Below are 16,240 nucleotides of genomic sequence, written 5' to 3' on the forward strand. Positions count from 1 at the left end.
AAGGAGGACCATGCCGACCGACGGCGCCGAATTCGACGTGATCGTGGTGGGTGCGGGATCGGCGGGCTGCGTCGTGGCCCGCCGGACGGCTGATCGGGGCGCCCGCGTGCTGCTCCTGGAGGCGGGGGGCGCCGACACCGACCCGGCGATCCACGACCCCCGGCGCTTCGGCGAGTTGTGGTTCGGCGAGCGCGACTGGGCGTACCTGACCACGCCGCAGCAGGACGCGGCCGGGCGCCGGCTGCATTGGCCGCGCGGCAAGGTGCTGGGCGGATCGAGCTCGCTCAACTGCATGATCTACACCCGGGGCGCGGCTGCCGACTACGACCACTGGGCCTACCTGGGCAACGACGGCTGGTCCTGGGCGGACGTGCTGCCGGTGTTCAAGCGGATCGAGGACTTCGATGCCGGCGCCGACCAGTGGCACGGCACCGGCGGCCCGGTGCCGGTGACCACCCGGTACCGCACGGATCCGGTCCACGAGTCGCTGATCGAGGCAGCCGTGGAGACCGGCATCGCCTACAACCCCGACTACAACACCGGTACGCCCGACGGCGTGTCGCGGGTGCAGTTCACCGTGTCCGGCGGGCAGCGCAGAAGCGCCTTCCGTGCGTACCTCGCCGAGGCGGACGGGGTCACCGTGCTGACCGGCGCGCGCGTCCGGCGGCTGATGCTGGAGGGCACCCGCTGCGTCGGCGTCGAGTGGCTGCGTGACGGACAGGTCGAGCAGGCCTCCTGCTCGGGTGAGGTCGTCCTCAGTGCGGGGGCGATCGAATCGCCGCGGGTGCTGATGCTCTCCGGCGTCGGAGATCCCGAGCACCTGCGCTCGGTCGGCATCGAGGTCCGCGTGGCGCTGCCCGGGGTCGGCCGGAACCTGCACGATCACCTGCTCGTGCCGGTGATCGTCGGGACCGGGCGGGATCCGGGACGGCCGTCGGCGGGGATCGGCCCCGCGCAGACCCACCTGTTCTGGCGCAGCCAGCCCGGGCTGGTCGTGCCGGACGTGCAGCCGCTGAACTTCCCGGTGCCGATGTACCAGCCGGGCCTCGCCGGGCCGCCGACCGGCTTCACGATGCAGGCCGGCCTGGTCCGCCCCACCAGCCGCGGAACCGTACGCCTGACCGGCGCGGACCCCGGGGACGAGCTGCTGATCGACCCGGCGATCCTGCGTACCGCCGCCGACGTCGACACGCTGGCGGCGGCGGTGACGCTGTGCCGCGAGATCGGCCGTGCCCGGGTGCTGGAGAAGGAGTGGGACGCGGTCGAGTGCCACCCCGGACCCGGCGTGCAGTCCGAGCGGTCGCTCCGGGAGTATCTGCGCGCCACCGTCACCACGTACCACCACCAGTCGGGCACCTGCCGGATGGGCACCGACGCGGAGGCGGTGGTCGATCCACGGCTACGGGTCTACGGCGTCCAGGGCCTGCGGGTGGCGGACGCCTCGGTGTTCCCCAGCGTCCCCACGGGCAATACCCACGCCCCGGCCCTGCTGGTCGGCGAGCAGGCCGCCGCCTTCATGGCCTGACGCCGTCGGCGCCGTCCAGGAACTTCTCCACGAGCTCGAGGAATCGCCCGGGGGTCTCGAGGTGCGGCATGTGGCTGGCGTCCTCGATCAGCTCCCACCGTGAGCCCGGCAGCGCCGCGTGCAGTTCTGCCACCGCCCCGGGCGTGACCTCGTCGTGGCGGCCCGACACGATCAGCACCTCGGCCCGGACCCCGCCGAGCCGCCCGGTGATGTCCCAGTCGCGCAGGTTCCCCGTCAGCCGGAACTCGCTCGGCCCCGCCATGGCCAGGTAGACCGTGGGGTCCTCGGCCAGCGCGCCCAGCGTTCTGAGCACGTCTCCGGGCACCGGGCGGCACCGGCACACGTGCAGCCGGTAGAACGCGCGCACCGCTTCCTGATACTCAGGGTGCTCCGTGCTTCCGGCCGCCTCGTGCCGCTCGATGGTGCTGCGGACGTCCTCCGGCAGCGCGGCGACCAGCCCTGCCACTTCCCTGCTGTACGTCCGCGAGCGGGCGAAGGCGTCGGCGACGACGAGGGAACGCAGGCCGGCCGGCGCCTGCGCGGCCAGCTCGAGGCCCAGCATCCCGCCCCAGGAGTGCCCGAGCAGGTGGTACTCGCCGATGCCGAGGTGGGCGATCAGGTCGGTCAGCTCCCGCAGGAACAGCGGGACCGTCCAGAAGGCGGCGTCCGCACCGGGCCGGTGTCCCGAGCGGCCGCTACCGAACTGGTCGTAGAACACGACCGGACGGCCGGACTCCGCGAGCACCCCCAGCGGGGACAGGTAGTCGTGCGTCAGCCCCGGACCGCCGTGGCAGACGACCACCGGGCTCCGGGTGTCGTCCGCGCCGAGGTCACCGACCACCTGGTACCAGGTGGTGAGGTCGCCGCGCTCCAGCACGCCCTCGGTGATCCGCATCGCCGTCTCCCTCCGTCGTTTCCGGCGAGTGTCCGGCGGCGCGCTGACCGATCACTGACCACGCCCTGATCCCCGGTCGTCGTCAGCACCCGGTCAACCAGCCGTCAATGACACGTCAGCCGCCGTCGCGAGACTGGGCCGGTCTGATCGTCGATCCAAGTCACCTCGGAGGTATCCGTTGAGTCAGGCGCAGCAGAACGACATCGGTGCGGCGGTCAGGCAGGTGCTCGGGGACTCTCTCGGCTACCTCTACCCCGCCGCGATGCGCGTCGCCGTCTCCCTCGGCATCGCCGACCACCTGGCCGAGGGCGCCAAGAGCCCCGAGGAGCTCGCCGAGCTGAGCAAGGCGAGCGCGGACCACCTCCGGCGGGTCCTGCGGTTCCTGGCCACCCGCGGGCTGTTCGAGGAGGACGCGGAGGGCGCGTTCCACCTCACGACCGCCAGCAACCTGCTCCGTACCGATTCGCCGCTGGCGATGGCCTCGGTCGTGAACCTGCTGACCGACGAGATGTACTGGCTGCCCGCCGGGCGCCTGGACGACACGGTCCGCAACGGCACCACGGCGTTCCCGGACATCTTCGGCTCGTCGCTGTTCGAATACCTCGAGCAGCACCAGGACAGCGGCCAGACGTTCCACACCGCACTGGACGACCTGTCCGCCACCGAACACGGCCCCATCGTGGCGAACTACGAGTTCGCGCCCGGCTCCACCGTGGTGGACGTCGGCGGCGGCCAGGGTGGGCTGCTGCGCGCGGTCCTCGAGGCCAACCCGGACGTCACCGGCGTGCTCTTCGACCGCGACGTGGTGGTGAAGGGACACCGGCTGGACGTTCCCGCGCTCGACGGGCGCTGGCGGGTCGAGGGCGGCAGCTTCTTCGACGCCATCCCGTCCGGCGCGGACGTGTACCTGCTCAAGCGCATCCTGCACGACTGGAACGACGAGGACAGCGTCCGCATCCTGCGCGGCTGCCGGAACGCGATGGCCGAGGGCGGCCGGGTCCTGGTGATCGACACGGTCGTGCCGCTCGGCAACGACCCGCACCCCGCCAAGCTGTCCGACATCGCGATGATGATCGTCTTCGACGGCAAGGAGCGTACGGAGGCGGAACTGAAGGCCCTGTTCGCGCAGGCGGACCTCCGGCTGGAGCGCGTCATCGCCACGCCGGGCTCGGTCTCCGTCGTCGAGGCCGTCGCGGCCTGAGGTGGGGAGACCATGTCGAGCGAGATGCTGACCCCACGCCCGGACACCGGGCCCGAGCGGCTGGCCCTGCCGATCCACCGGACGAACCCGATCGAGATACCGGAGATCTTCGGCCGGCTGCGCGAGGAGCAGCCGGTCTGCCCGGTCTCCATGGTGACCGGCGACCCGGCGCTGCTGGTGACCCGGCACGACGACCTGAAGCGGGTGCTCACCGACCGGGTGTTCAGCCGCGCCGCGGTGTGCGGGGAATACGCGCCGCGCTCCCAGGCCGTACGGCCGAGTCCCGACTCCATCATGAACATGGACCCCCCGCGGCACACCCGGATCCGCAAGTTCGCGGCCCAGGCCTTCACCCCGGCCCGGATCGCCGCGCTGACGCCGGAGATCGAGTCCATCGTCGACGACATCCTGGTCGCCATGGCCGCGGCGGACGGGCCCGTCGACCTCAACGAGATGTTCTCCCGGCCGCTGCCCCTGCGGATCATCTCGCACATGCTCGGCGTGCCGTTCGAGGACTGGCCCCTGTTCACCGAGTGGACCGAGACGATCATGACGATCGCCTCGACCGCCGAGGAGATCGCCGCGGCGTACGTCGCCCTGCGCAGCTACTTCGTCAAGCTGGTGTCCGACAAGCGCGCCGACCCCGGTGACGACTTCCTCAGCGTGCTGGCGGCCCAGTCCGACGCGGAGGGCACCCTCACCGAGACGGAACTGGTGTCGCTGGGCACCTTCCTGCTCGTCGCCGGGCACGAGACGAGCGCCACCGTGCTCACGGCCGGGGTGCTGAACCTGCTGCGGCACCCCGACCAGCTGGCGGCGCTGAAGGCCGACCCCGAGCTCTGGACGGCAGCGACCGAGGAGATCTCGCGGCTGGGCATCCCGGGCGTCTCGCCGTTCCCCCGCATCGCGACCGAGGACGTGTCGATGCACGGGGTGGACATCCCGAGGGGCACGGCGATGGTCGTGAACTACGAAACGGCGCTGCGCGACCCCCGGATCTACGAGAACCCCGAGGCGTTCGACATCCGGCGGCACCAGCCGTCGCAGGTGTGGTTCGGCCACGGCCCGCACTTCTGCCTCGGCGCGCCGGTCGCCCGGCTGGAGGTACGCATCGGGCTGCGCGCGCTGTTCGACCGCTTCCCCGGCCTGCGGATGGTGGAGCCGGTGGACGACCTGCAATGGAAGAACAACGCCGCGCTCGGCGGCTTCGAACGGTTCCTCGTCACGTGGTGACACCCGAACGGAAGGCCTGCTCGTGATCAGCTCGGACCCGAAGGACATCGGCGCGGCGGTACGGCAGCTGCTCGGCGACGCACTGGGTTACCTCTACCCGGCGGCGCTGCGGGCGGCGGCCGGCGCCGGGATCGCCGACCACCTCACCGAAGGGCCGCTCCCCGCGGAGGAACTGGCCCGCAGGTCCGGCGTGGACAGCGGCCACCTGCGCCGGCTGCTGCGGTTCCTGGCCACCCGCGGGGTGTTCAGCGAGCAGCCCGACGGCAGCTTCGCCCTGACGACCGCGGCGAGCGTGTTGCGCCGGGACTCCCCGGCACCCCTGCGAAATCTGGTGCTGCTCTTCACCGACGAGCTGTACTGGCGGCCGGCGGGGCACCTCGACGAGACCGTACGGCGCGGCACGACGGTCTTCGACAAGGTCTTCGGCGCCCAGATCTTCGAGCACCTCAGCAAGGAACCGGCCAAGAACGACCTGTTCGTCGATGCGATGGCGGACCTGTCGGTGCTGGAGCACACGGGCATAGCCCAGAGCTACGACTTCCCGGCGTCCGGCACGGTCGTCGACGTCGCCGGCGGGCTCGGCGGGATGCTGCAGGCGGTGCTGGTGGCCAATCCCGGGCTGCGCGGCGTCCTGGTCGACCGCTCCGAGGTGCTGGAGCGGCACCGGATGACCCATCCCGCCGTCGCCGGCCGGTTCGAGCTCACCGAGGCCGATTTCTTCGCCGAGCTGCCCTCCGGCGCCGACGTCTACCTGCTCAAGCGGATCATCCACGACAAGAGCGACGAGGAGGCCGTCCGCATCCTGCGCACCTGCCGGGCGGCGATGAACGAGTCCGCGAGACTGCTCATCATCGACATCGTCGTCCCGCCGGCCGGCGCCGAGCAGCCGAACCCCACGTCCGACGTGCTGATGATGGCCGTGTTCGAGGGCAAGGAACGCACCGAGGAGGAGCTCACGAAGCTCTTGTCGGCCGCCGGACTGCGGATCAGCCGGGTGGTTCCCACGCCGTCGGCGATGTCGATCACGGAAGTCGTGGCGCTCTGAGCGTGGCTATGCTGACGTCTTCCCGATGGGCAACCGAAAGGAATCTCTCGTGAACCAGGGACCGAGCGTGGACCATGGACACCTGCAGCCGATGTTCGTCCACTTCGACGACCTCGACCAGATGGGCATGGTGCACAACACCCGCTACGGGGTACTGGTCGAGCGCGCACTGACCCTGTTCTGGGACTCCCACGGCTACGGATTCGGCAACGGCAAGCTCGGACACCCCGACGCCTCGGTGGGTGTCGCCGAGTTCGCCATCTCCTACAAGGCGCCGATCATCGGCACCGGGGCGGTCTACGTCCACCTGACGGTCGACCACATCGGCTCGACGAGCGTCGGGTACACCTTCCGGGTGCTCTCGGCCGAAGGAGCGGTCCACGCCGAGGGCCGCCGGGTGCACATCCGGCTCGACCCGAAGACGTTCCGCCCCACGCCCTGGGCGGAGGAGACCAGGGCGATCTACAAGACCCTTTCGGCGGGCTGAGTCCGGGGTACGCCGTCGGCCCAGACCTGCACCACGTCGTGCGAGGTCGCCAGCGCGAACACCTTGGCGAGAGCCTCCTCGGGGCTGTTCGCGTGGCGCATGCCGATGTGCAGCGGCGTGCCCGGCCGGGGGCGTACCCAAATGGCATCGAACCGTCTGCCGGCGCTCAGGTCGCCCACCTGGTCGCGGAGCCCGAGCGCCTGCGCGCCGGCGGCGGTGGCGAGATGCAGCAGGTGGGCGGCGGTGAGGGCGGTGCCGTCCCGGCCGCGCAGCTGCTGCAGCAGGTACGCCTGCAGCCCCTCCTTGAACAGCGAGAAGCCGGTGCCCGCGCCGACGTCGCAGCCGAGCGCGACCGGTACGCCGTAGGCCAGGTGCCGGTTGAGCGGGAACAGGCCGCTGCCCAGCGCCGCGTTGCTCGTCGGGCAGTGCGCCACACTCGCACCGGCCTCGGCCATCCGCTTCAGTTCCTTGTCCGTCGGATGGACGTCGTGCGCCAGCACGCTGCGCGGGCCCACCAGGCCGTGCCGGTCGTAGCAGTCGAGGTAGGTCCCGCCGCCGAACAGCTGCCGCACCGTGGCCACCTCGTCCAGGTTCTCGTTGAGGTGGGACGTGAACCAGCTGTCCGGCAGGTCCCGGTGCAACTGTCCACAGGAGGCGAGCAGGTCGTCGCTGCAGGAAAGGGCGAACCGGGGTATCACCGCGTACCGGCTGCGGCCGACGCCGTGCCAGCGCGCCGCCAGCGCGTGACCCTCGTCGTAGCCGCGCTGCGCCGACGTGTGCAGGTCGGGCCGGAGCATCCGGTCGCCGACCACCAGGCCGCTGGTGATGCGCAGGCCACTGGTGGCGGCCGCCTCGAACAGCGCGTCCACGGCCGGCGCGAAATGGGAGCCGAAGACCAGCGCGGTGGTGGTGCCCGCCCCGAGCAGGGCCGCCACGAACTCGGCGGCGACCGCCCGGGCGTACTCGGCCTCGGCGAGCCGGGACTCCTCGGGCAGCGCGCATCGCTCCAGCCACTCGAGCAGGGGCATGCCCAGTGCGCCGATCACCCGTACCTGGGGGAAGTGGACGTGGGTGTCCACCAGCCCGGGCAGCAGGACGCCGTCGGGCAGCTCCACCAGGTCGGCCCCGGGGTGACGGCGCCGCAGGTCGGCGAAGGTGCCCCGCTCCACGACCACGCCGTCCTGCACGAGCAGCCCGCCGTCCTCCTCGCAGCGCAGCCCGCCACCGGAGAACGGGTCCTCCGGCGTGTCGATGGTCCGGGCCCGGTAGAGGGTCATGCCTGGCTGTCCACTGTCGAGGACGCCCGGAGGAGATCCGCCGCCACGCTCAGGGCGATGGTCGCCGGCTCCTTGCCGCGGATGTCCGGCAGTCCGATCGGCGTGGTGATCCGCGCCAGGGCGGCGTCGTCGTGGCCCTGGGCGGCGAGCTTGGTGCGGAACCGGGCCCACTTGGCCGCCGAGCCGATGAGGCCGATCGACCCGAACTCGCCGTTGCGCAGGACGGCGTCGCAGAGTGCGAAGTCCTCCGCGTGGTCGTGCGTCATGATGAGTACGTGCGTGCCGGCGGGCAGCTCCCCCAGCACGATCTCCGGCAGCACGGCCACCCGGTGGACGTGCACCGCCGCCACCGCGTCGGAGAGCACGGCCAGCCGCGCGTCGGTGAGCTGCTCCGGCCGGGTGTCGATCAGGTGCAGCTCGATGTCGTGCCGGGCCAGGATGCGCGCCAGCTCCAGGCCGACGTGGCCGACGCCGAAGACCGCCACCGCGGGCACCACGGGCAACGGCTCGAGCAGCACCGTGACGCTCCCCCCGCAGCACTGGACGCCGTGCTCGTAGGGCGCCTTGTCGGACAGTGCGAGCGTGAACGTCTCCGGTGCCGTGCCGTTCGCGGCGAGCATGGCCCGGGCCCGGTCGACGGCGACGGCTTCCACGTTGCCCCCGCCGATGGATCCCCAGGTCTCTGCCGCGCTGATGACCAGCTTCGCCCCGGCCGCCCGCGGCGCGTGCCCGCGCACCGCGGTGAGGGTGACGAGGATGCCCGGCTCGCGGACGGCCCTGAGGTGGGTGACGGCGCCGAGCCACGTACGGTCAGCCACGGCTCACCGCCTGCCCCACCCGCTCCGACTCGGGCCGCATGGCCTGCGATTCGGCCCCGGGCTGCGGCGGCGGGACGTCCGCGTCGGCCACGCCGCTGCCGCTGCCGGCGCGCGCCCGTTCGAGCGCCCAGAAGACGGCCTCCGGGGTGGCCGGCGAGGCGAGCTCGACGCTCGTTCCGGCCGGACCGAACGCCGCGGCCGCCTGGCGCAGCGCCTCGCGCACGCAGAAGGCGAGCATGAGCGGAGGTTCGCCGACCGCCTTGGAGCCGTAGACGACCCCCTCCTCCGCCGCGTCGGTCAGCAGCGTGACGTTGAAGACCTCCGGCATCTCCGAGAAGCTGGGCAGCTTGTACGTGCTGGCGGCCTGGGTGCTCAGCCGCCCGCGAGAGGGCCCGTCACCGGTGTCCCAGCGGAGGTCCTCCAGCGTCAGCCAGCCCGCGCCCTGGACGAAACCGCCCTCTATCTGCCCGATGTCGATGAGCGGCGACAGGCTCTCGCCCACGTCGTGCACGATGTCGACCCGCCGGGTCCGGTACGCGCCCGTGAACCCGTCCACCTCGACCTCGGCGGCGGCCGCCCCGTACGCGAAGTACTTGAACGGCGAACCCTGCATCACCGACGAGTCCCAGTGCAGCCCCTCGGTGCGGTAGAAGCCCGCCGCGAAGAGCTGGACCCGCTGGAAGTACGCGGCGCGCACGAGGTCGTCCCAGGTGACACCCGCGGACGCGCCGATGCCTCGCGCGATGCCGTCGACGATGCGGACGTCGGCGGCGTTGACGCCCAGCATGGTGGCGGCGACCTGCGCCAGCCGCTCGCGGATCTGCTCGCAGGCGTCCTTGATCGCCCCGCCGTTGAGGTCCGCGCCCGAGCTGGCCGCGGTGGCGGAGGTGTTGGGCACCTTGTCGGTCCGGGTCGGCGCGAGCCGCACCCGCTCGAGCGGGAGTCCCAGCGTCGTGGCGGCGACCTGCACCATCTTGGTGTGCAGCCCCTGGCCCATCTCGGTACCACCATGGTTGATCAGCACCGAGCCGTCCTTGTAGACGTGCACCAGCGCGCCCGCCTGGTTGAACGCGGTGAGATTGAAGGAGATGCCGAACTTCACCGGCGTGACGGCCAGACCCCGTTTCGTGTACGGATGGCCGGCGTTGAACCTGGCGACCTCGTCCTGCCGCGCCGGGACCGCCCCACTGTCGAGCAGCTGCTCCCAGAGCCGGTGCAGCCGCTCGGGGTGGCGCACGGGCTGGCCGTACGGCGTGGCCTGCCCGGCGCGGTAGAAGTTGCGCCGGCGCAGCTCGGCCGGGTCGATGCCGAGCAGCGGGGCGCACCGGCCGAGGATGTCCTCGATGACCAGCATCCCCTGCGGCCCGCCGAACCCGCGGAACGCCGTGCTGGATGTCTTGTGGGTGCGCGCGATCCGGCCGGTGAACCTCGCGTGCGGAAGCCAGTAGGCGTTGTCGGTGTGGCACAGCGCCCGCGCCAGCACCGGCTCGGAGAGGTCGAGGCTCCAGCCGCCGTCGGCGGTCAGCGTCGCGTCGAGCGCCTGCAGGTGGCCGTCGTCGTCGAAGCCCACCCGCCAGTCCACGTGGAAGCCGTGGCGCTTGCCCGACATCGTCAGGTCCTGGGTACGGGTGAGCCGCACCCGTACCGGACGGCCGGTGAGCGTGGCACCCAGTGCCGCGACGGCGGCGAACCCGTGCGGCTGCATCTCCTTGCCGCCGAAGCCGCCGCCCATCCGCAGGCACTGGACGGTCACCTCGTGGCTGGGCCGGCCCAGCACGTGCGCGACGATCTCCTGCGTCTCGGTGGGATGCTGCGTGCTGCTCTGCACGAAGATCTGCCCGGCCTCGTCGACGTACGCCAGCGAGCAGTGTGTCTCCAGGTAGAAATGCTCCTGCCCGGCGAACTCGAACTCGCCGCTGAACACGTGGACGGCGCCGGCCAGCCCGGCCTCCACGTCGCCGCGCACGATCTGCGGCGTGGCGCCCTGGAAGCTCTCCGCGGCGATCGCGTCCCGCAGCGACACGTGGGAGGGCAGCGGCTCGACGTCGATCTCGACGGCCTCGGCGCCCCGCCGCGCCGCTTCGAACGTCTCGGCGAGCACCCAGCACACGGCGTGCCCGAAGAACATCACCTCGTCGGGGAACAGCGGCTCGTCGTGCTTGACCCCGGCGTCGTTCACCCCGGGCACGTCCGCGGCGGTGAGGACCCGGACGACCCCGGGCACGCTCAGCGCGGGCGCCACCCGCAGCCCGGTCACGCGGGCGTGGGCGTACGGCACCTGCACCGGGTGGGCGTGCAGCACGCCCTTGGTGCGGTGGACCAGGTCGTCGGTGTACAGCGCCGCGCCGGTGACGTGCAGCCCGGCACTCTCGTGCGGCACGGCGACTCCGACGGCAGGGCTCTCCGGCCGTTCCGACAGCGCGCTCACAGCAGGGCCCCTTCCGCGTGCTCGGCGTACAGCTTGAGCAGGCTCTGCTCGAGCATCGCGGCCCGGTACGCCGCGCTCGCCCGGTGGTCGTCCAGCGGCGTACCTTCCCCCCGCAGCACCCGCGCGGCCTCCCGGACGGTCTCCGCCGACCAGGGGCGCCCCTCCAGCGCCGACTCGGTGGCACGGGCCCGCACGGGCGTGGCCGCCACGCCGCCGAGGCCGATACGCGCCCGCACGACCGTCCCGTCCGCGACCTCCAGGGCGAACCCGACGGCGACGCTGGAGATGTCGTCGAAGCGCCGCTTGGCGATCTTGTGGAAACCCGCGAGGCCGGACAGCGGCAGGGGGATGCGGACCGACCGGATGAGCTCGTCGGCCCGCCGGACGCTGCGCCTGTACCCGGTGAAGTAGTCCGCGAGCGACACTCGCCGCTCGCCGTCCGCGTCGGCCAGCAGGACGTCGGCGTCCAGCGCCAGCAGGACCGGCGCGGTGTCGCCGATCGGGGAGCCGGTGCCCAGGTTGCCGCCGATGGTCGCGCTGTTGCGGATCAGCCGGGACGCGAACTGGGGAAACAGCAGCCCGAGCAGCGGAACCCGGCCGGCGAGGCGGCGCTCGATCTCGGTCAGGGCGAGTCCCGCGCCGATCTCGATGTGGTCCTCCGCGATCACCAGATCCCGCAGCTCGGGCACCCGGTCGATCGCGATGACGCAGCCGGCACGGGCGCCTCGCAGGTTGACCTCGACACCCCAGTCGGTCGCGCCCGCGACCACGGTCGCGGCGGGCCGCTCCCGCAGCAGCCGGAGCGCGTCGGCGAGCGCGGCGGGCCGGAGGAATTCGCCTTCATCGGTACGCAGCCGAGTCGGCCGGGCGGGTGCCGCGGGCTGCTCCCGGCGCCGGGCGAGCGGATCCTCGGCTGCCGGCGGCCCGAGGGCGTACGCGGCGTCGCGGATCGGCCTGTACCCGGTGCACCGGCACAGGTTGCCGCTGAGCGCGTGCAGGTCGAAGCCGTTGGGGCCGTGGTCGGGCCCGGGCGCACGGCCGTTCGAGCGTGCCCCCCGGCCGGGCCGGTAGAACTCGGCGGCCATGCTGCAGACGAAGCCCGGCGTGCAGTAGCCGCACTGGGAGCCGCCCCGGACCGCCATCTCCTGCTGGACCGGGTGCAGCCGCCCGGGGCTGCCCAGCCCCTCGGCCGTCACGACCTCCTGGCCGTCAAGCCCCAGCACGGGCATCAGGCAGGCGTTCACCGCCACCCACTCGGTGGCCGAGCCGATTCCGGGCCGCGCGACCAGCACCGCGCAGGCGCCGCACTCGCCCTCCCCGCAGCCCTCCTTGCACCCGGTGAGGCCCTGCTCCCGCAGCCACTCCAGGGTGGTGGTGTGGGGAGAAACGTCCCCGATGGCGAGGTCTTGTCCGTTTACCCGGACCCCGGCAGCGCCCATGATCAGCTCCCGTCAGCCGTCCCACCCACGGCGATCACCGGGCCGGTGTCGTCCCGGCCGGACATGGTTGACGGCGACGCAGGGGCGGCTGGTTATCCATGTGAACAACCGCCCGAGCCGGTGTCGACTCTACAAGTCGGGCGGTACGCCGGGGTAGATCTGCCCAAAGCTGATTCTACGGCGTGAACAGCCCTCGTCCCGGCTCTTCCGCACCCTCGCGGCACCCGCCGGTTCACGGTGACCGAGGCCACACGCCGACGTGCCGGCCGAAATGCTTCAGCGCCGCGGCCGGCCGCCGATGTTCTGCTCCGTCGGCACTCGATCGTCCTCCGACCGGAGGGCGGCGGCCCGTCGACGGCAAGGCGCGCACACCGGGAAATGCAGGGATCCATACCTGCCCTTGAGCCGGCCCTGAACCAGCGGCGGCACGCTCGAGGGGTACGCGAAGACGTGGAAGGAACACACCGATGAAGGCTTCGAACGGGACCGGCTCCCGACGCTTGCTGTCCCTCGTGGGGTCGGCTGTCGCGGCCGGCGTGGCCGCAACGGTGGGCCTGGCCAGCCCCGCGATGGCGAGCACTGCCGTGACGATCGGCTCGGGCGCGGACCTGTCCGGCTGGCAGACGATCCTGGGCGGCAGCACCTTCGCCGCGACCGGGCAGGAGCCGGTGACCGGCACCGACGTCTCCGCCGACGACCGTCGCAGCTACACCAGCCTGCAGTCGAACGTCGGCCGCCGCGGCGTGATGGCGGACGCGCTGTCGTACACGCGCTCGACCGGCGCGTCGATGATGAACGCGATCCACAAGGCGGGCTACTCGTTCCAGCTGCCGTCGGTACCGTCGACGGCCGGTGGAGCCCTCAACGCGCAGACCGTCGAGGGCGGCATGTTCGTCTGGGACGGCGCGAACACGCGTCTGGACAACGGCGCCGCGTTCCAGTGGGTGCTCAACCCGTGGCTGCCGAACTTCGGGCAGATCCGGGTCTGGTCGGACACCAACGGCGGCACCTGGATCCCGGCCGGCTACCTCAAGCCGGACACCGCCTGGCACAGTGTGACTTTCCAGGTGAACCCGATGCAGCAGCAGGTCGAGGTCACCCTCGACGGCAGCGTCGTCGCGGCGCCCTACACCAAGCTGCCCAAGGCGAGCTGGGGCAGCGACGTCTCCGCCCGGCTGCAGGTAGAGGCGATCTCGCTCTGGCCCGGCTCGGCCGCCACCTCGGCTCCGGCGCACGAGGTGCTCGTGAAGGACTGGAGCTGGACGGCGGACGTCCAGCAGACGGAGGCCGAGAAGGCCGCGGAGCAGGCCGCCGCCGAGCAGGCCGCCGCGGACCAGGCCGCAGCCGACAAGGCCGCCGCCGACCAGGCGGCCGCCGAGCAGGCCGCCGCCGACGCGGCTGCCGCCGCGGAGCAGGCCGCCGCCGACCAGGCCGCAGCCGACCAGGCCGCAGCCGAGCAGGCCGCCGCCGCCGACTGGGCCGCCGCGGAGCAGGCCGCCGCCGAGCAGACCGCCGCCGAGCAGGCCGCCACGGCCGAGCAGGACGCCGCCGACAAGGCAGCCGCCGAGCAGGCCGCCGCGGAGAAGGCCAAGAAGGGGCAGGACAAGGCTGCCGAGAAGGCCCGCAAGGCCAAGGAGAAGGCCGCCCAGGCCGCGGCGAAGGCCAAGAAGGCTCAGGAGAAGGCCGAGAAGGCTCTCGAGAAGGCCAAGAAGGCTCAGGAGCGGGCCACCAAGGCCGCGGAGTGGGCGAAGAAGGTCCAGGAGCGACTCCGGGCGGCCATCGCCAGGGCGGTCGCCAAGGCCTCGAAGAAGTTCGGCAAGTAACAGTCACCGCGCACGATGACCGCGGTCAGCGACAAGGGTCGAGAGACCCCGCTGACCGCGGTCAGTTTCGTGTCGCGCCTCGTCAGGGCAGGTAGTAGCTCGGGTTGGGGAGCTTGAACGTCTTGTTCGCGTAGCCGCCCTTGAAGTCGCTGTACTGATCGCCGAAGTTCCCGACGATGTCGTAGCCCAGAGACTCGATGTGCGCGCGGGTGGCCGACTTGTAGTGGATCGTCGTGCACTTGCCGTCCGGGTCGCCGGCGCAGGCGGCCTTCAGGTAGTCCGGGTAGTCGGCGACGGCGGGCTTGGTGAACAGGCCGTCCTCCCCGTTGCTCAGCGTGGTCGGCTTCGGGTAGCCGGCGTCCACGCCGACCCCGTCGGCGGTGAGGTTGCCGAGCGTGGCGGCTTCCTGGGCGGCCGGGCGGCCGGTCAGGTAGAAGATCGCGTAACCCTCGCGCTCGGCGGCGGTGGCCATGTCGACCATGCCCGGCACCGGCGGGAACTTCTGCTGGGTCACGTACTCCCCGTTGGTCGTCGGGTTGTACGCCCAGTTGCTGGCGATCTCGTAGTTGTAGGTGGCCAGTGTGGTGTCGTCCACGTCGAGCACGATCGCGCGGGTCTTGTAGGTCCCGTGCTGCGCGGCCAGGTAGCGCTCGCCGTGGCGGGCGACCGAGGACGCCTCCTTGGCGTAGTAGCTGTCCGCGGCGAACTGGCCGGTGCTCAGCGGATCCCCGTAGTAGTTGCGGATCTGCTGGCGCAGGACGTCGATGTTGGTGATCTGGTCCTCGGACCGGGGCGTCCACGTCTTGATGGCCGGCTGCGGGTCGGTCGCCGAGGACGCCGCGTACCCGATGCCGGCGCCGCCGAGAGCGGCGGTCGTGAGCGCCGCGACCGCCGTGACCACGACGCGCCGCGAGAAGGTGAGGGTCATGCTGTTCTCCTAGGTTGAACGCTTGCTCAGGCAACCTAGTACCGAGCGGTGGCCCAGCGGCAACTCCGGTCCCGTGTGGGTGGCTCGCGGTCGGGATATCATCGCGGTCAGCCGGACAAATGCCCCGAGGAGGGAACTGCGGGTGCCTGGCAGCAGCCGTTCCATGTTTTGCTCGTCCGACATCGACAGCGTGCGCGACTTCTACGCCGACCACTTCGGGATCCGAGCCTCGATCGACGCCTCCCAGGGTCCCGCGGAGATCGACTTCGTGGCCCACTGGCTGCAGCACGGTCCGCTCCAGCTGCTCGAGCACTCCCGGGTCCCGTCGATCGTGCTGGAGAGCCAGATGCAGTCGTACGGTCTGGGCTTCGCGATCTCCGGAACCCTCACCCTGGAACAGGGCCGCACGCACGTCACCACCGGCCCGGCGCGGGCGCTCGTCCACCGTCCCGACGCGGGCCGCTTCACGGCACGGGTCGGAGAGCCCAGCCGGGTTCGCCTCCTGGCGATCGAGAGCACCGCGCTCGAGGTCCAGCTGGAGCGCCTGCTGGAGCACCCGGTGCGCGGGCCCATCACCTTCGCACCGACCCTGGATCTGTCCCTCGCGGGCACCGGATGGCTCGGGATCCTGCGGATGTTCACCGACGGCATGCACGACCCGGACAGCCTGATCCATCGGTCCCCGGTGGCGGGGCCGCTGACCGAGGCTCTCCTGGCGGGACTGCTGATGATCAGTGATCACCCCTACCGGGAGGCTCTGGACCGCCCGGCCGCGCGATGCCACCCCCGCAGCGTCCGGCACGCCCTCGACGCCATCCACTCCCGCCCCGACCACCCGCACACGCCGGGATCCCTCGCCCAGCTCTCGGGCGTCGGGGTGCGCACCCTTCAGGACGGCTTCCGCCGGCATGTCGGCGCGAGCCCGGTGAGCTATCTGCGCCACGTCCGGCTGAGCCGCGTCCACGACGATCTCCGGCGCGGCGCGGTGCACACCGTGGCGGAGGCCGCGAGCCGGTGGGGCTTCACCCACCTCGGCCGGTTCGCCGCCGCCTACCAGCGCCGGTACGGGACCAGCCCGTCGACGACTCTGCGCCGGGGCCGAACTCGCGATTGACGCGGCAGTGGCTCGCCGTTACGGGCA

At 72.0% G+C, this 16,240-nt stretch carries 13 protein-coding genes; 7 read left to right on the forward strand and 6 right to left on the reverse strand.

All coding sequences use genetic code 11. The features are described from left to right. The first annotated feature begins 10 nt into the window (after nucleotides 1–10). Entirely contained in the window at nucleotides 11–1,525 is a 1,515-nt protein-coding gene (locus ACIBO8_RS30155) for a GMC family oxidoreductase (protein WP_396118749.1), read from the forward strand. On the opposite strand, the gene ACIBO8_RS30160 is transcribed toward ACIBO8_RS30155, so the two are convergent. Beyond that, complete coding sequence (locus ACIBO8_RS30160) at nucleotides 1,515–2,420, reverse strand: proline iminopeptidase-family hydrolase (protein WP_396118750.1); 906 nt, start codon at nucleotides 2,418–2,420, stop codon at nucleotides 1,515–1,517. The genes ACIBO8_RS30155 and ACIBO8_RS30160 overlap by 11 nt on opposite strands. Before the next feature lie 178 nt (nucleotides 2,421–2,598). On the opposite strand from ACIBO8_RS30160, the gene ACIBO8_RS30165 reads away from it, so the two are divergent. The 4 genes from ACIBO8_RS30165 to ACIBO8_RS30180 are packed head-to-tail and all read left to right on the forward strand — an operon-like array spanning nucleotide 2,599 to nucleotide 6,386. Continuing rightward, complete coding sequence (locus tag ACIBO8_RS30165) at nucleotides 2,599–3,621, forward strand: methyltransferase (RefSeq protein WP_396118751.1); 1,023 nt, start codon at nucleotides 2,599–2,601, stop codon at nucleotides 3,619–3,621. A 12-nt stretch (nucleotides 3,622–3,633) separates the two neighbouring features. Further along, nucleotides 3,634–4,854, forward strand: coding sequence for a cytochrome P450 (locus ACIBO8_RS30170; RefSeq protein WP_396118752.1), 1,221 nt, complete (start codon nucleotides 3,634–3,636; stop codon nucleotides 4,852–4,854). Nucleotides 4,855–4,876: 22 nt separating this feature from the next. Beyond that, complete coding sequence (locus ACIBO8_RS30175) at nucleotides 4,877–5,899, forward strand: methyltransferase (protein ID WP_396118753.1); 1,023 nt, start codon at nucleotides 4,877–4,879, stop codon at nucleotides 5,897–5,899. 49 nt (nucleotides 5,900–5,948) lie between these two features. Next, nucleotides 5,949–6,386, forward strand: a complete 438-nt coding sequence (locus ACIBO8_RS30180) for an acyl-CoA thioesterase (protein ID WP_396118754.1) — start codon at nucleotides 5,949–5,951, stop codon at nucleotides 6,384–6,386. Here the strand turns inward: ACIBO8_RS30180 and guaD are convergent. The 4 genes from guaD to ACIBO8_RS30200 are packed head-to-tail and all read right to left on the reverse strand — an operon-like array spanning nucleotide 6,362 to nucleotide 12,348. Then, nucleotides 6,362–7,663 (reverse strand): guanine deaminase, encoded by a 1,302-nt coding sequence (gene guaD / locus ACIBO8_RS30185; RefSeq protein WP_396118755.1) that lies wholly within the window; start codon nucleotides 7,661–7,663, stop codon nucleotides 6,362–6,364. The genes ACIBO8_RS30180 and guaD overlap by 25 nt on opposite strands. Further along, nucleotides 7,660–8,481: a xanthine dehydrogenase accessory protein XdhC gene (xdhC, locus tag ACIBO8_RS30190; RefSeq protein ID WP_396118756.1), complete on the reverse strand. Its 822-nt coding sequence runs from the start codon at nucleotides 8,479–8,481 to the stop codon at nucleotides 7,660–7,662. Before xdhC ends, guaD begins: the two co-directional genes overlap by 4 nt. Then, the gene (gene xdhB, locus ACIBO8_RS30195) at nucleotides 8,474–10,909 is read right to left on the reverse strand and encodes a xanthine dehydrogenase molybdopterin binding subunit (protein WP_396118757.1); all 2,436 of its coding nucleotides are present in this window, start codon (nucleotides 10,907–10,909) and stop codon (nucleotides 8,474–8,476) included. Before xdhB ends, xdhC begins: the two co-directional genes overlap by 8 nt. Beyond that, nucleotides 10,906–12,348 carry a xanthine dehydrogenase small subunit gene (locus ACIBO8_RS30200; protein ID WP_396118758.1) on the reverse strand — a complete coding sequence of 481 codons (1,443 nt, stop codon included), beginning with the start codon at nucleotides 12,346–12,348 and terminating at the stop codon, nucleotides 10,906–10,908. Before ACIBO8_RS30200 ends, xdhB begins: the two co-directional genes overlap by 4 nt. Nucleotides 12,349–12,815: 467 nt before the next feature. On the opposite strand from ACIBO8_RS30200, the gene ACIBO8_RS30205 reads away from it, so the two are divergent. After that, nucleotides 12,816–14,171 (forward strand): hypothetical protein, encoded by a 1,356-nt coding sequence (locus ACIBO8_RS30205; protein WP_396118759.1) that lies wholly within the window; start codon nucleotides 12,816–12,818, stop codon nucleotides 14,169–14,171. Between the two features lie 82 nt (nucleotides 14,172–14,253). On the opposite strand, the gene ACIBO8_RS30210 is transcribed toward ACIBO8_RS30205, so the two are convergent. Further along, entirely contained in the window at nucleotides 14,254–15,099 is an 846-nt protein-coding gene (locus tag ACIBO8_RS30210) for an HAD family acid phosphatase (RefSeq protein ID WP_396118760.1), read from the reverse strand. A 163-nt stretch (nucleotides 15,100–15,262) separates the two neighbouring features. Here ACIBO8_RS30210 and ACIBO8_RS30215 point away from each other — a divergent pair, with 163 nt between their 5' ends. Then, on the forward strand, nucleotides 15,263–16,213 hold the full coding sequence (locus tag ACIBO8_RS30215) for an AraC family transcriptional regulator (protein ID WP_396118761.1): 951 nt from the start codon (nucleotides 15,263–15,265) through the stop codon (nucleotides 16,211–16,213). The last annotated feature ends 27 nt before the right edge of the window (nucleotides 16,214–16,240 follow it).

This window comes from Actinoplanes sp. NPDC049681 (assembly GCF_044465265.1).
GTDB lineage: Bacteria > Actinomycetota > Actinomycetes > Mycobacteriales > Micromonosporaceae > Actinoplanes.

Coding starts and splice junctions, on each gene's coding strand:
- ACIBO8_RS30155 (WP_396118749.1), top strand. CDS start 11: ATGCCGACCGACGGCGCCGAATTCGACGTGATCGTGGTGGGTGCGGGA.
- ACIBO8_RS30160 (WP_396118750.1), bottom strand. CDS start 2,420: ATGCGGATCACCGAGGGCGTGCTGGAGCGCGGCGACCTCACCACCTGG.
- ACIBO8_RS30170 (WP_396118752.1), top strand. CDS start 3,634: ATGTCGAGCGAGATGCTGACCCCACGCCCGGACACCGGGCCCGAGCGG.
- guaD (WP_396118755.1), bottom strand. CDS start 7,663: ATGACCCTCTACCGGGCCCGGACCATCGACACGCCGGAGGACCCGTTC.
- ACIBO8_RS30200 (WP_396118758.1), bottom strand. CDS start 12,348: ATGGGCGCTGCCGGGGTCCGGGTAAACGGACAAGACCTCGCCATCGGG.
- ACIBO8_RS30205 (WP_396118759.1), top strand. CDS start 12,816: ATGAAGGCTTCGAACGGGACCGGCTCCCGACGCTTGCTGTCCCTCGTG.
- ACIBO8_RS30210 (WP_396118760.1), bottom strand. CDS start 15,099: ATGACCCTCACCTTCTCGCGGCGCGTCGTGGTCACGGCGGTCGCGGCG.
- ACIBO8_RS30215 (WP_396118761.1), top strand. CDS start 15,263: ATGTTTTGCTCGTCCGACATCGACAGCGTGCGCGACTTCTACGCCGAC.